This is a genomic window from Roseivivax halodurans JCM 10272 (genome assembly GCF_000521785.1).
Lineage (GTDB): Bacteria > Pseudomonadota > Alphaproteobacteria > Rhodobacterales > Rhodobacteraceae > Roseivivax > Roseivivax halodurans.
Window position 1 is genome coordinate 24061 of the sequence record NZ_JALZ01000002.1, and the last position, 14062, is coordinate 38122.

Annotated in this window: 14 protein-coding genes; 6 read left to right on the forward strand and 8 right to left on the reverse strand. The window is 67.2% G+C overall.

The window, feature by feature from the left end; all coding sequences use genetic code 11:
* Positions 1-6 precede the first annotated feature (6 nt).
* Complete coding sequence (locus OCH239_RS02470; RefSeq protein ID WP_037258272.1) at positions 7-1146, reverse strand: S1C family serine protease; 1140 nt, start codon at positions 1144-1146, stop codon at positions 7-9.
* 251 nt (positions 1147-1397) lie between these two features.
* Between OCH239_RS02470 and OCH239_RS02475 the strand changes: the two genes are divergently transcribed.
* Together OCH239_RS02475 and OCH239_RS02480 are read left to right on the forward strand one after the other, a co-directional pair.
* On the forward strand, positions 1398-2072 hold the full coding sequence (locus OCH239_RS02475; protein WP_037258953.1) for a response regulator: 675 nt from the start codon (positions 1398-1400) through the stop codon (positions 2070-2072).
* Positions 2069-3403 (forward strand): sensor histidine kinase, encoded by a 1335-nt coding sequence (locus OCH239_RS02480; protein WP_037258275.1) that lies wholly within the window; start codon positions 2069-2071, stop codon positions 3401-3403. Before OCH239_RS02475 ends, OCH239_RS02480 begins: the two co-directional genes overlap by 4 nt.
* Here OCH239_RS02480 and OCH239_RS02485 read toward each other — a convergent pair.
* The 3 genes from OCH239_RS02485 to dacB form a co-directional block, all read right to left on the reverse strand.
* Positions 3400-3951 carry a hemerythrin domain-containing protein gene (locus OCH239_RS02485; protein WP_037258955.1) on the reverse strand — a complete coding sequence of 184 codons (552 nt, stop codon included), beginning with the start codon at positions 3949-3951 and terminating at the stop codon, positions 3400-3402. The two genes, OCH239_RS02480 and OCH239_RS02485, sit on opposite strands and share 4 nt — an antisense overlap.
* A 53-nt stretch (positions 3952-4004) precedes the next feature.
* A complete protein-coding gene (locus tag OCH239_RS02490; RefSeq protein WP_037258279.1) occupies positions 4005-4322 on the reverse strand; it encodes an antibiotic biosynthesis monooxygenase family protein in 318 nt (105 codons plus the stop codon).
* A gap of 244 nt (positions 4323-4566) precedes the next feature.
* Entirely contained in the window at positions 4567-6057 is a 1491-nt protein-coding gene (gene dacB / locus OCH239_RS02495; RefSeq protein ID WP_341871938.1) for a D-alanyl-D-alanine carboxypeptidase/D-alanyl-D-alanine endopeptidase, read from the reverse strand.
* Positions 6058-6138: 81 nt separating this feature from the next.
* On the opposite strand from dacB, the gene OCH239_RS02500 reads away from it, so the two are divergent.
* Positions 6139-7020 carry a DMT family transporter gene (locus tag OCH239_RS02500; protein WP_341871939.1) on the forward strand — a complete coding sequence of 294 codons (882 nt, stop codon included), beginning with the start codon at positions 6139-6141 and terminating at the stop codon, positions 7018-7020.
* A 9-nt stretch (positions 7021-7029) separates the two neighbouring features.
* Here OCH239_RS02500 and OCH239_RS02505 read toward each other — a convergent pair whose 3' ends face one another.
* Positions 7030-7647: a nicotinate-nucleotide adenylyltransferase gene (locus OCH239_RS02505; protein ID WP_051489192.1), complete on the reverse strand. Its 618-nt coding sequence runs from the start codon at positions 7645-7647 to the stop codon at positions 7030-7032.
* 121 nt (positions 7648-7768) lie between these two features.
* On the opposite strand from OCH239_RS02505, the gene OCH239_RS02510 reads away from it, so the two are divergent.
* Complete coding sequence (locus tag OCH239_RS02510) at positions 7769-8728, forward strand: MBL fold metallo-hydrolase (protein WP_037258286.1); 960 nt, start codon at positions 7769-7771, stop codon at positions 8726-8728.
* A gap of 64 nt (positions 8729-8792) precedes the next feature.
* On the opposite strand, the gene rlmN is transcribed toward OCH239_RS02510, so the two are convergent.
* On the reverse strand, positions 8793-9971 hold the full coding sequence (gene rlmN / locus OCH239_RS02515; protein ID WP_037258289.1) for a dual-specificity RNA methyltransferase RlmN: 1179 nt from the start codon (positions 9969-9971) through the stop codon (positions 8793-8795).
* Positions 9972-10086: 115 nt separating this feature from the next.
* Positions 10087-10650, reverse strand: coding sequence for an invasion associated locus B family protein (locus tag OCH239_RS02520; protein WP_037258292.1), 564 nt, complete (start codon positions 10648-10650; stop codon positions 10087-10089).
* Positions 10651-10818: 168 nt separating this feature from the next.
* On the opposite strand from OCH239_RS02520, the gene OCH239_RS02525 reads away from it, so the two are divergent.
* Positions 10819-11844 carry an asparaginase gene (locus OCH239_RS02525; RefSeq protein ID WP_037258295.1) on the forward strand — a complete coding sequence of 342 codons (1026 nt, stop codon included), beginning with the start codon at positions 10819-10821 and terminating at the stop codon, positions 11842-11844.
* Here the strand turns inward: OCH239_RS02525 and serB are convergent.
* Positions 11814-12686: a phosphoserine phosphatase SerB gene (gene serB / locus OCH239_RS02530; RefSeq protein ID WP_037258298.1), complete on the reverse strand. Its 873-nt coding sequence runs from the start codon at positions 12684-12686 to the stop codon at positions 11814-11816. The genes OCH239_RS02525 and serB overlap by 31 nt on opposite strands.
* Positions 12687-12863: 177 nt before the next feature.
* On the opposite strand from serB, the gene OCH239_RS02535 reads away from it, so the two are divergent.
* Positions 12864-14021, forward strand: a complete 1158-nt coding sequence (locus OCH239_RS02535) for a phosphoserine transaminase (RefSeq protein WP_037258301.1) — start codon at positions 12864-12866, stop codon at positions 14019-14021.
* Positions 14022-14062: the final 41 nt, after the last annotated feature.

Genomic DNA, 14062 nt, shown 5'->3' on the forward strand with positions numbered 1-14062 from the left:
CTCCGGTCAGGTCGGCATGTCCGCCCGGTCCCCGAGATCGACGGTGAAGCTCTGCTCTTCTCCGCGGCGCAGGACCGTGAGGTCGACCGAAGCGCCAGGGCGCTTGATGGCGATCGCTCTTGTGAGATCGCGCGGGCCGCCCATCTCCTCGCCGTCGACCGTCAGGACGATGTCGCCGTCCTCGAGGCCGGCATCCGCTGCGGGGCTGTCGGATTGCACGCCCTCGATCATCACGCCCTGATCGTCGTCGAAGCCGAGAGCCTGCGCGACATCTTCGGAGACCGGCTTGATCCGCACGCCGAGCCACCCGCGCTCGACCGAGCCGTCGTCGGTGAGGTCCGCCACCACGTCCGCGGCGAGTTCCGAGGGCACCGAGAACCCGACGCCGACAGAGCCGCCGGTGGGGGACAGGATCGCCGTGTTGACGCCGACAACTTCGCCCTGCTCGTTGAAGAGCGGCCCGCCCGAGTTGCCGCGGTTGATCGCCGCGTCGGTCTGGATGAAGTCGTCGAACGGTCCTGAATTGATGTCGCGGCCTAGAGCCGAGACGATCCCCGTGGTCACGGTGTTGCCGAGGCCAAAGGGATTGCCCATCGCGATCACGTTCTGGCCGACCTGAAGCGTGCTCGAATCGCCGAACGCGACATGCGGCAGGTCCGCGGCGTCGATCTTGAGCACGGCCAGGTCGGTCGCCTCATCGGTTCCGACGACCTCGGCGTCGAATTCGCGACCGTCCTCCAGGCTCACGGTCACCTCGGTGGCATCCGAGACGACATGTGCGTTGGTCACGATCTGGCCGTCGTCCGACACGATGAAGCCGGTGCCGGCACCGCGCATCTCGGGCGACGGCATACCTTGATGCGGCATGCCCTGCTCTGGCGCGCCGAAGCGCTTCATGAATTCTTCCCAGGGAAATTCGCCCTCTCCGCCCTGCGGCATCTGCATGTCGGCCTGCTGCCGTTCCTTGGTGACCTCTATGGTCACGACGGCGGGCGAGAGCTCGGCCACGAGCTCCACGTAATCGGTGCCGGGGCTCGGAGCGGCCTCGGCACCCTGCGTTAAGCCGACGGTGCCGCCGGCGGCGATCATGGCTGCCACCGCGAGCGCCGATACGGTGCGACGGGGATCACTGTTCGCTTTGGTCAATTCGCTCGTCTCCTTGGGTCGGCGCTGCCGCGTCGGCTGCGTCCGAGGCTAATCATCTGGGGCACCGGACAAGGCGCCCGGCGGGACGAGATACAAGATCGGCTTGCAAGATTGCAGGAACACCGCGCCGCTCATTACAAGTCGTTTAGGTTTGTCACGGCCGCGGGAGACGGCGCGCAACGCCTTGAAACCCGGTGCGCCGCGCCTTCATCTTCGCCTTACCGAAACCCGACAGGGGCAAGAGCCGCGCCATGAGACTTCTCGTCGTCGAGGACGATCCGACCACCGCCGACTTCATCACCCGGGGCCTGACCGAAGAGGGCCATACGGTCGATGCGATCGCTTCGGGCAAGGATGCGCTGTCGCTCGCGATGGCACAGTCCTTCGACGTTCTCGTGGTCGACCGGATGCTGCCTGATCTCGACGGGCTCAGCCTCGTGAAGGCCCTGCGCGCTGCCAAGATCCCGACACCCGCGCTTTTCCTCACGGCGATGGGCTCGACCGAGGACCGGATCGAGGGACTTCGGGCAGGCGGGGACGACTATCTCGCCAAGCCCTTTGCCTTTGGCGAGCTCTCTGCCCGCATCGCCGCGCTCGCTCGCCGTCTTCCGCTGTCGGAAGAGACGGAAACCGTCCTTCGCGCAGGCGATCTCGAGATGGATCTGGTGCGGCGCACGGTCACGCGTTCCGGTCGGCAGATCGACCTTCTTCCCCGCGAGTTCGGTCTTCTCGAGCACCTGATCCGGCGCAAGGGACGGGTGCAGACCCGAACGATGTTGCTCGAAGCTGTCTGGAACCTGCATTTCGACCCGCAGACGAACGTCGTCGAGACCCACATCTCGCGCCTGCGGGCCAAGGTCGACAAGCCGTTCGACCGGGATCTCATCGTGACGGTGCGCGGCTCGGGCTACCGGATCGAGGGATGAGGCCGCCGCGGGTACTGTCGTCGACGCCGGTGCGGCTCGCGCTCCTGCTGGTGGTCCTGTTCACTCTGGTCAATGGCGCGACGCTCGGCGGCGCCTACTGGCAGCTCGCCACGTCGGCCCGGGCGCAGATCCGCGAGAGCCTCGCCGCCGAGATGGCGGGGTTCGACGTCAGCGCGACGCCCGCGGCGCTCGCAGCACTGGTGCGCGCCCGCGCCCGTGCCGCCGATCCCGAGAACCGGGTCTACGTCTTTATCGGCGACGACGGGCGCCGCGCGGGCAACGCGGATGCGGTGGTGCGTCAGGGGCGGCCCCGCCTCGTGCCGCTCGGCCCCGAACGGGATCTGTCTGATGCAGGCTATGCGCAGGAGGTACGGCGGCTGTCCTCGGGCATCCTGATCGTCGCCGAAAGCCTCGCGCCGCTCGATGCGCTGCGCCGGACCTTCCTGTCGCTGCTCGTCCTCTCGCTGGTACCGACGGCCCTTCTCTCTCTCGGGATCGGCACGCTGATCGCGCGCCGCTCGGCGCGCCGCGTGACGCGGATCGAGCGCACCCTGGCAACTCTCGGCTCAGGCGATCTCTCGGCGCGCTACGATCCGGGCGACCGGGCGGGCGACGACCTCGCCCGCATCGGGCAGGGCGTGAACCAGATGGCCGAGCGGCAGGAGGCGGCGACCGAGGCCCTCCGCCAGGTGTCGGCCGACATCGCGCACGACCTCAGGACCCCGTTGCAGCGCATCTCGGTGCTACTCGCGGATCTGCGTGAGCGCGTGCCGGCGGACACCCCGGCGGCGGCGCTCGCGGATCAGGCGGGAGCGGAAGCGGACCGCGCCACCTCGGTCTTCCATGCCCTCCTGCAGATCGCGCAGATCGAGGGCGGCAGCCCGGCGCAGCGTTTCGAGCCGGTCGATCTTTCCGGCGTCGCGCTGGAGCTGGCCGAGCTCTACGAGCCTGCCGCGGAAGAGGCCGGAGTGACGTTGCGAACGTCGCTCGGCGAGGTTCCGGTCAAGGTGAACGGCGATCGTAACCTCATCGCGCAGGCGCTCGCTAATCTTCTCGAGAACGCGCTCCGCCATGCCGGGACGGGCGCCGAGGTCATCGTCTCGGTTGACGCGCGGCGCCTGACGGTCGCCGATACCGGACCCGGCATTCCCGAGGCGGAGCGGCAGAACGTGCTCCGTCGCCTCTATCGGCTGGAACGTAGCCGGACGACGCCGGGCAACGGCCTTGGCCTGTCGCTGGTCTCCGCGATCGCGCAGCTCCATGGAGCGACGCTCGACCTCGCGGACAACGCCCCCGGCCTTCGCGTCACGATGGCGTTTCCCGCGCCCTAGTGCAGCGCGTCCGCACCGTGCTTGAGGATCACCGGCACGATCAGATCCTCTTCGTCGACGAGATGGCGGTCGAGCATCGCATCGAAGGACAATAGCTCCTCGCGAAAGCGCCCGACCTCGCCGCCGTTCTGCAGCACGCCGTTCGCCGACTTGGTGAACCGGTCGAGCAGCCCATCCATGGCGTGGTGATCCTTATCGAGAATCGTGAACCCCTTGAGCAGCGACGGCTCCATGCCCGACAGGGCCGGAAAGTAGTGGTGGTCCTCGATTTGGTGGTGGCCATGCAGATCGTTCACCAGCGCCCCGCCGAAGCGCGAGAGGCGCGCTTTCTGCTGCTCGGGATCGAGCTTTCCGTCCATGGCCCGTTCGGCATCCTCCTGAAGGAGCGACGTGAGCTTGCGGAACATGACGTGCCGCTCGAGCCAGAACTGCACGAGCCCCGCGAAATTGGCATGGGAGTTCCATCCGGCGCGTGGATAGGTTTCGAGCAGCACCCGCAGGGCGTCGGGCAGTCCGTCGCGTTGGTCGAGCGCGAGATCGTCGGTCATCGGCATCACCTCCGGGGCGTCAGATGCGCCGATGCCCGAGCGAGTTCAAGACCTCAGAATACCGCGGCGACGTCGTACATCACCGGCTCGAAGCTGCGGCAAAGCTCCGAGAAGCGCCGATTGTGGGCGCGCATCTCCTCGGACCGCAGCATTTCCATGAAATCCTCGCGCCGCCGCCATTGCGAGTAATTGGCAATGCGCGTCTGCGCATCGTTGACGTGCAAACCTGCGGAGATGAAGCCCGGCTGCTTCGAGATGAAGTCCGCATAGGCCGATCTCAATTCATCGAGAAGATCCTGACATGTGCCGGGGCTCGTCTCGAAGGTGGTGAGAACGGTCTGAACATCGCTCGGGTGGGTGATCTGGGGCATGCTGTCTCCTCCTGCGCCTGACGTCACCCTGCCACGGCGGCACACGCCTGCCAAACGGCAGAAGCGGTCGGGTTTCCCGGACTATCCGGAACATCAGTCCGCGATTATGGTTGGGCTATTGTCAGACTAAACCGGATTTCAGCATGTCACGCCGTATTCTCGCGCTCGCCGGCGCACTCGTTCTTTGCGTTCTGCCCATTTTCGGAGCTGCGCGCTCCGACCCGCCTCCGGCAAGCTCGGACGTTCAGCTCGTCCGTCCGTAAAGGGCGCCCCAACGCTTGATCAGTTCCATCTGGAACTTCTTGGCGCGCGTATTGTAGGTGCGCGCTCCGGGCGGGCCTTCCCGGTCTTCCCGTGGGATCGTGGCCCGATGTTCAAGATCGCCCGAGAAGACGGCGAAGGCCAGCTCCGTGCCGTCCGGGCAATCGATGAATCCCGCCAGCCCGGAGACGAAATTGAGCGTCCCAGTCTTGGCGTGGACATCGAGCGGATGCGACGACAGGACCTGCCGTGCCTCGTCCCGGATCGGGATCGGCTTCAGCAGCGGCTTCAGTTCCATCCGTCCGCGCAAGGCGATCAGCGCGCGGGTCATCGCCTCGGCCTCGACCCGGCTGTCGCCGCCGAGCCCGGAATGATCCTTCAGGGCGAGACCGTCGATGCCGAGCTCGTCTCGCGCCCAGGCGTTCATCGCCTCGGCCGAGTCCTCGAGGCTGGCGATATCGATCCCGCGCTCGACACTGGCGGCGCATCCGACCACCTCTGCGGTGAGGTTGGTCGACCATTTCAGCATGTCGCGCAGGATGTCCGTCAGAGGCTGGCTCTCGATCGATGCCAACTCCCGAGCGGTCTCGGGCATCGCCTCGATCATCTCAGGCGCCTTCAGCCGCAGCCCCTCGGATCCCGCAACAGCCTGGAACACCTCACCGGTATAGAGCGCAGGCCGGCGCACGGGCAGCCAACGCGACCCCGCGTTGCCGAGTGCGGACTTGGCCACCGTCCAGTCGTCGCGCTCGCCTCCGTCGGTATACGTGTAGATCGGAGAGCGCCGCGAGACGACCACCATGCGCGCCATCGATACCGGTGGCCGGCGCGACCCCGAACGCCCGTCGAGCGCGACCTCGTAGCTTTCTCCAACCCGGTTCCACTCGAAATGCACCCGGTTGAAGTTGAGATTGAGGCCCGAGACTGACGGGTTGTATCCGACGTGGTCTGGCTGTTCCGGATCGATCCCGGTGACCTCGGGCAGGGCGCCGCCCCAGATCAGCAGCTTGCCCGAGACTCCGTTGACGCCCGCGTCGCGCAGTCGCCCGGCCAGCCGCGCCAGAGCATCCGTGTCGAGCGTTGGATCTCCGCCTCCCACGAGAATGAGATCGCCCTGCAGGATGCCGTCGGCATCGACCTCACCGGTGCTCAGGAGCCGCGTGGCGAACCGATGATCCGCACCGAGAAATTCGAGCGCGTAGGCCGCGCTCAGCGCCTTCGCGACCGAGGCGGGCGGAAGACCCTCATCACCGTTGCGGCCTTCAAGAATCTCGCCCGTCTCGACATTGCCGACGGAGAAGGCGAAGCTGCCGTCGAGCCGGGCGTCGCGGATGATCTCCTCGAGATCGGGGATCGTGCGCGCCCAGACATCCTCGCCCCGTGCGACGGGCCGGAGCGAGGTTTCGGGCGCATTCGCGAGAACCGGTCCGGCGGCCGAGGCGGCCAACGCGGCAAGGAATGAACGGCGGGACAAGGGCAAATTCATGGGCGGAGTTAACCGCAGCTCGGCCAGTGGGACAAGCATCTGCTGGCCGTTCCACGCAGGTAATTTGCGGTGAGCGCCGCTTCTCCGGTGTGGCGCGCGGTCGCGCTGATGTTCATCGCAATGTCCTTCATCCCCTCGGGCGACGCCGCGGCCAAGGTCCTGACCTCGGAGATGGGCTATTCCCCTGTCTTCGTCGCGTGGGCCCGGTTTGCCGTCGGCACTCTGGCCGTCCTGCCGTTCGTGCCGCGTGGAACGGCCGCGCTCTTTCGCGACTGGCGGGTCTGGGGACGGGGCGCCCTCATGGCGTGCGGGATCACCTCGATCCAGATCGCCCTGTCGACCGCGCCGATCGCGTCGGTCTTCGCCGCGTTCTTCGTTGGCCCGATCGTGAGCTTCGTCCTCTCGGCGGTCTTTCTGCACGAACGCGTGACGGTACTGCGCTGCGCGCTCATGGCGGTCGGTTTTGCGGGCGTTCTGCTGGTCGTGCGCCCGGGGTTCGGCGCGGCCCCGGGGCTCGGCTTTGCCTTCCTTGCGGGGCTCTTCTACGGCAGTTTCCTGACCGCGTCGCGCGCGTTGTCAGGGCTGGCACCGGCCCGGTCTCTCCTGCTCACCCAGCTTGTGGCCGGGGCTGTTCTCCTGGCCCCGGGAGCCGCATTCGCCCCGCAGCAGATCGGGGGCGCAGCGTCGGGGCTTCTGCTGGTCTCGGGGCTCTTCTCGATGGCGGGCAATCTGCTCCTGCTGATGGCCTACCGCATCGGGACGGGGTCCGGGCTCGCCCCGCTCGTCTATTTCCAGCTGATCGCGGCGACGGCGCTCGGCTGGACGATATTCGGAGATCTGCCGGACGCGCTCACCTGGGCGGGGCTCGCGCTCGTCATCGGCGCGGGTGTCGCCTCGGCCCGCGCTGGCCGGGCGAGCTTCGGGCAGGGCGCTGCGGTCCGGGGCGCGTGATCTCGGATCTTAGCCTGCGGTCCATCCACCGGTCGCCCGGATCGCGGACGAGCTGACATCCATCATCGGAACGTTGAGAAAACACCACGCCGGAGACGCGATCAGCGGCAGAAGATGCGACGCGGCCTGTCCGATCCGGGCAGAGGTATAGACGCGGGACGCGACCGACGTCTGCGCCGACATCCGGTCTCCCGGTCGCGCGAGGACCCCTACCGGCACCTGATCCATGATCGAGCGCCAATTCTCCCAGCGGTGCAGCTGTCGCAGGTTGTCGGCGCCCATCAGCCAGACGAAGCGCACGCTCGGATGCAGCCCGCGAAGCCGTTCAAGCGTCTGGGCGGTATGCCGGGTGCCGAGCCGAGTTTCGGCATCGCTGACGATGACCCGGGGATGCCGCATTACGCGACGCGCGGCCGCCATCCTCTCCTCGAGCGGCGCGGGGCCCCTCGCTTTCAGCGGGTTGCCGGGCGAGACCAGCCAGACCACCCTGTCGAGCCCGAACCGCTTTAGCGCCTCGCGGGTGATATGCGCGTGGCCCTCATGCGCGGGATTGAAGGATCCTCCGAGCAGTCCCACTCGCGCGCCGCGGGGCAGGCTGAGGCCGGTGATGGGATCGCTGTCGGCCATTTTTGCGCCGTCCTCCTCAAGGTTCGGCCCCACAAACACTCTCGTGAAAAAAGTCGCAATGCCGACACGGGGTCTGGGGTAGGATCGTGCCAGTTTCATCCACCGTTCAGGAATCGCAGAGATGCATCGACGTCACTTTCTGGCCACGGCGCCGCTCGCCGGCCTCGGAATGGCCGCGGGTTCCCTCCCCGTTCTCGCCGCATCGCATGGCGCCACAACCGGGCAGGTCCCGGCGGTCCAGCGCTTTTCCGTGGGCGACATCATCGTCACCTGCCTCGGCGACGGGGGACTGCATATCGGGCCGGACGCCCTCATCGGCATCGACGCCTCGGGTTACGACACCCTGATGGCAGAGCAGTTCCACGACCCCGAGACCTTCACCGCAGCGGTCAACGCATTTGCCATCCAGACGGGTGACGAGACCATCCTGATCGACGCCGGCGCGGCCGGCGCGATGGGCGACACGCTCGGCCAGCTTGGCGGCAACCTTGAGGCGGCGGGCATCGATCCCGCCTCGGTAACCAAGCTGATCGCGACCCATCTGCACCCCGATCACGTGGCGGGCATGTTGAACGAAAGCGGCCCGGCCTTCCCGCAGGCGGAGTTCATGGTCAGCGAGACGGAGCGCGCCTTCTGGTCGGACGAGGCGAATTTCTCGGGCCAGCCTCAAATGGTGCTCGATTTCATGAAGCTGGCTCAGAACGTTCTGTCGGCCTATTCGGACAATCTCACGACCTTCGAGGGCGAGGCCAGCGTCGCGTCCGGGGTCACCGCGCTGCCTCTTCCCGGCCATACGCCCGGACATACCGGTTTCATGGTCTCGTCCGGTGATGCGCAGCTGCTCATATGGGCGGACATCGTCCACGTCACGCCGGTACAGTTCGCGCGGCCGGACGTCGCCATCGGCTTCGACGTCGACCCCGATCAGGCCGTGGCGACGCGGCAGCAGATTCTTGATCGTGTGGCGACCGACCGCTTGCGCGTCGCGGGATCGCATATCGGCTTTCCCGGCGTCGCGAACGTCGCGAGGGAGGGCGAGGGTTACCGCATGGTGGCCGCGCCCTGGGATTATTCGCTGTGACGCAGAGCGGCGAAAGACGTCCGTAACCGAGCGTTTTGCCCGCATCCAAGCTTGTCAGGTCGCCTCAGCCCTGGTGGGCTTCGGTCTCGATCTGGCGGCGGGACTTGCGCGCGCGTTCGGTCGCCGATTTGAGCTGGCCGCACGCGGCCATGATGTCCTCGCCGCGCGGTGTCCGGATCGGCGAAGCATAGCCGGCCTTGTAGATGATGTCGGCGAAGGCCTCGATCCGGCTCCAGTCCGAGCGCTCGTAGGGTGCGCCGGGCCATTCGTTGAACGGGATGAGGTTGATCTTTGCGGGAATGCCGCGGATCAGATTCACCAGCCGCCTGGCGTCGGCGTCACTGTCGTTCACGTCCTTCAGCATCACGTATTCGAAGGTGATTCGCTCGGAGTTCGACAGGCGCGGATATTCCTTGAGGGCTCCGAGCAACGTCTCGATGTTCCACTTCTTGTTGATCGGCACGAGCTTGTCTCGTACCTCGTCGGTCGTGGCGTGGAACGAGACTGCCATCATGCAGCCGATTTCCTCGGCGCAGCGGGCAATCTCGGGCACGACCCCCGAGGTCGAGAGCGTGATCCGGCGGCGCGAGAGAGAGATGCCTTCGCCGTCCATCACGATCTTCATCGCGTCGCGGACGTTGTCGAAATTGTAGAGCGGCTCGCCCATGCCCATCAGCACGATGTTCGACAGAAGTCGCGTTTCGTCCTTCGGGCCGCCGCGCTCGGGCCATTCGCCCAGATCGTCACGCACCAGCATGACCTGACCGACGATCTCGCCGGGGGTGAGGTTGCGGACGAGCTTCTGGGTGCCCGTGTGGCAGAATGAGCATGTCAGGGTGCAGCCCACCTGGCTCGAGACGCAGAGGGTGCCGCGGTCGCTTTCGGGAATGTAGACGACTTCGACCTCGTGCCCCCCCGCGATGCGGACGAGGTACTTGCGTGTGCCGTCGGCCGAGACCCCGCGGGAGACCAGCTCCGGCAGCTCGATCCTGAAGTTCTCCGCCAGCATGAGGCGGTAGTCCTTCGAAAGATTCGTCATGTCGGCGAAGTCGCGCACGCCCCAGTAATAGATCCACTGCCAGACCTGGTTCACGCGCATCTTGACCTGCTTCTCGGGCGTTCCGGCGTCGAGAAAGGCGGACGTCATACCCTCGCGCGTCAACCCGACGAGGTTCAGCGGCCCCTCCGGGGTCTTCCGGGGGATCGTGACGAGGTCTTGCGTGATCGGTGCGGTGGCGGTCATATCATGCGCTCCCAAATCGAAGCCGGGTCCGTACACCATGTGGGGGCTTGACGCAAAGACAAAAGGGCGAAGCGCGCAGCTCCGCCCGTAATCGTTTCGCTGCCAAGGCTCGGCGTCAGCCGCTCGAGCTGTCAGCCTCTTCCGTCGAGCAACGGCGCTCTGCGTCCTCGACCGCCGCGGTGAAGCCGAGCAGGGAGAAGGTATCCTTGGTCTGGGTGCCGCGCGAGGATTGCGCGGTGACGACAGCGTCTGCCCCACGCTTCATGGCGGTGACGATCTTGCCGTCGTCCTGGGGCGTCGCGGGCCAGGCCCAGTCGCCTTCGGTAAAGAGCTCGAACTGCGATCCGCCGATATCGATCGTGACGGCCTCGCCCTCCGCGAAGGGATAGCCGCCCGTGAACGCCACCTGGCCCTGGACCTCGTTGCCGGGACGGTAGAACACCATGAGCAGGATTTCCCCGCGGTTCACGGCGACCTCGCGGCCGTCCTTGGTGTTCACGCTCTCCTTGTAGGTGGTTACCGCCCAGCATTCCCGAGGGTCGGTACCTTCGAAGACCGACCAGTCGGTCATGGCATCGACGCGGTTGTCGCTCGAGCCATCCTGCGCGGCCGCCGGTCCGATGCCTGCGGCCACGGTCAGCGCGAGCCCGAGTAGAGCGCCAGCTCCCCTGAAAATCATGCAACAGCCTCCAGCCGTCCTGAACCTCAATCGTCCCGGCTTGCGTCCGGTCCGCCGCGGTCTATGCTTCTCGCGACCGCGTGTCGACGGCGCAGAACCTAGCGCGAATTCACGGCGGGCGAAAACCCCCTTCAAGCAAAGTCTCGCCGAGACGTGAGGACCGAAGACATGCTCTCAGGTGCAGTTCCCATCGCAGAAATCTGGCGCGGTCCATTGGCCGAATCGGAACATGCCGGCCACGTGGTCGTCGCGGGGCCGGATGGCGGCACGATCGCGGCGCTCGGCGCGCCCGGGACGGTCGTGCTGCCCCGGTCCTCGGCGAAGATGATCCAGGCGCTGCCCCTGGTGATGTCCGGCGCCGCGGATGAGGCGGCACTGACGGACCGGCACCTCGCGCTCGCCTGCGCGAGCCACGAGGGTGCGCCGCTGCACGTGGGGGCCGTCGCGGACTGGCTGTCGGGGCTCGGGCTGTCTGAGGCCGACCTGCGCTGCGGGACGCAACCCTCGCGGGACAAGGAGCTGAAGCTGGAGATGATCCGGCGGGGCGAGGCGCCCTCGCAGCTGCACAACAACTGCTCGGGCAAGCATGCCGGTTTCCTCACGCTGAACCGGCGCCTCGGCGGCGGTTCGGAGTACCAGGAGCCCGATCACCCGGTACAGAAGGCGGCGCTCGACGCCTTCGAGGAGGCCACCGGAGCGTCAAGCCCGGGCTTCGGCATCGACGGCTGCTCGGCCCCGAACTTCGCCGCCTCGATGGAGGGGATGGCCCGCGCCATGTCGGTTTTCGCTACCGCTCACACGCGGGACGATACGTTCAGCCGGGCGGCGGCGCGGCTCGTCCAGGCGATGATCTCGCATCCGGTGGAGGTGGCGGGAGAGGGCCGCGCCTGCACGCTCCTGATGCAGGCGGCGCAAGAGCCCGCGGCGCTCAAGTTCGGCGCCGAGGGCTTCTTCGTCGCGATCCTGCCCGAACGCGGCCTCGGCATTGCCGTGAAAGTGGCCGACGGCGCGACGCGGGCGGCAGAAAGTGCCATTGCGGCGGTGCTCGTCGGGCTCGGCGTACTCGATGAGCGGCATCCCGACGTGCAGCGCTTCATGGCGCCCGAGATCGTCAATCGCCGCGGCCTCGTGACCGGAGAGATCCGGCCCGCGCCGGCGCTCGCTCAGCTCGGGGCGAAATCGGCGCGCGCGTAGCCCTGGAGGAACAGAAGCGCGGTGAGGTCGCCGTGATTCACGCGCACCTCGCAGGCCTCCTGCACCGAGGGCTTGGCATGGAGCGCGACGCCCGTCCCGGCCCGCTCCAGCATGCCGAGATCGTTCGCGCCGTCCCCGACCGCGATCACGTCCGCCTCGGCGATCCCGAGCCGTGCGGTGATCTCCTCCAGCGCCTGCACCTTGGCTTCGCGGCCGAGGATGGGGCGGGCCACCTCGCCCGTCAGGGTGCCGTTCCGCCCGATAAGCGTATTGGCGCGGTGCTCGTGAAAGCCGATCTCCTCGGCGATGCGCGCGGTGAAGGCCGTGAACCCGCCCGAGACGAGGGCCGCATGGGCACCTTGCGCCTTCATCGTCGCGACAAGCTGCTTTCCCCCGGGCATGGGTTCGATCCGTTCGGCGATGACCTTGTCCACGATGCTCTCGGGCAATCCGGCCAGCAGCGCCACGCGCTCGGTCAACGCGCCCTCGAAATCGAGCTCGCCGTTCATGGCGCGCTGGGTGATCTCCTTCACGCGCGCGCCGACGCCCGCTTCCTCGGCCAGCTCGTCGATGCATTCCTGCCGGATCATCGTCGAATCCATGTCCGCTAGCAGCATCTTCTTGCGCCGGCCCGCGGTCGGCTGGATGACAAGATCAGCGCCCTGTCCCTGCAGGTCCGACCAGACATCCCACCGGTTCGAGGGGATCTCGTCCAGCGAGAACTCCGCCGCCTCGTCAGCGGAGAGCCAGAGCGCCTCGCCCCCGCCCCAGGCATCGCGCAGCGCATGGACGAGCGCGGGGTCAAGCGATCCGGGTCGGGCGATGAGCGTGGCGGTGTACATGGGGGCAGGGCTCCGGAGCGGGGACAAGTTTCCGATCGGCGACACGGGATGTCAGGATCCGGTGCGCCAGCGCCTCGTAGCGGCATTTTCGCGCTTGTGGAACCGGGGCGGGGCCCGTATCTGCGGCGGTGGGACACCCCTCCCCAACGAGGGGCGACTATCTGTAAGGTTAGCGACATGACGAATATCGAAAGACCGGCCGTGCGGCCGGCGGACCCGCGTTTCTCCTCGGGCCCCTGCACCAAGATCCCCGGCTTTTCCCTCGACATGCTGAACGACGCGCCCCTCGGGCGGTCGCACCGCGCGAGCGTGGGCAAGTCCAAGCTCAAGGCTGCGATCGACGGCACCCGCGAGCTTCTGCAGATCCCCGAAGGCTACCGTGTCGGCATCGTGCCCGCCTCTGATACCGGCGCCGTCGAGATGGCGATGTGGTCGCTGCTGGGCGAGCGCAAAGCCACGATGGTCGCATGGGAGAGCTTTGGCGCGGGCTGGGTCACCGATTGCGTGAAGCAGCTGAAGATCGACGCCGATGTGGTCGAGGCCGATTACGGCCAGCTGCCCGACATGACCGCGATCGACTGGAACACCGACGTAGTCTTCACCTGGAACGGCACCACGTCCGGCGTGCGGATGCCGAACGGCGACGCGATTCCCGAGACCCGTGAGGGCCTGACGATCTGCGACGCGACCTCCGCCGCCTTCGCGCAGGACCTGCCTTGGGACAAGCTCGACGTGGTCACCTTCTCCTGGCAGAAGGTGCTCGGCGGCGAGGCGGCGCATGGCGTGATCGTCCTCTCGCCCCGCGCCATCGATCGGCTCGAGAGCTACACTCCAGCCTGGCCGCTGCCCAAGATCTTCCGGCTCACCAAGGGCGGCAAGCTCAACGAGGGCATCTTCAAGGGCGAGACGATCAACACGCCGTCGATGCTCTGCGTCGAGGATTACCTCGTCGCGCTCGACTGGGCGCGCTCGGTGGGCGGGCTGACCGGCCTCATGCAGCGGGCCGACGCCAACGCGCAGGCCGTCTGGGATTTCTGCGAGAGCCGCGACTGGATCGCCAACCTCGCCGAGGATCCGGCGACGCGCTCGAACACGTCCGTGTGCCTCAAGTTCACCGATGGACGGATCGCCGATGCGAGCGCATTCGCCAAGGCGGTGCAGAAGCGGCTCGAGGCCGAGGGCGTTGCGCTCGACGTGGGCGCCTATCGCGACGCGCCGGCGGGTCTCCGGATCTGGTGCGGCGGCACGGTCGAGACGGCCGATGTCGAGGCGCTGATGCCGTGGGTCGAGTGGGCCTTCCACGCCGAACTCGACGCGCAGGCACAGGCCGCCTGATCGCACAAGGATACCGGCCGTGAGCGCCCCTGGCGGCGCTC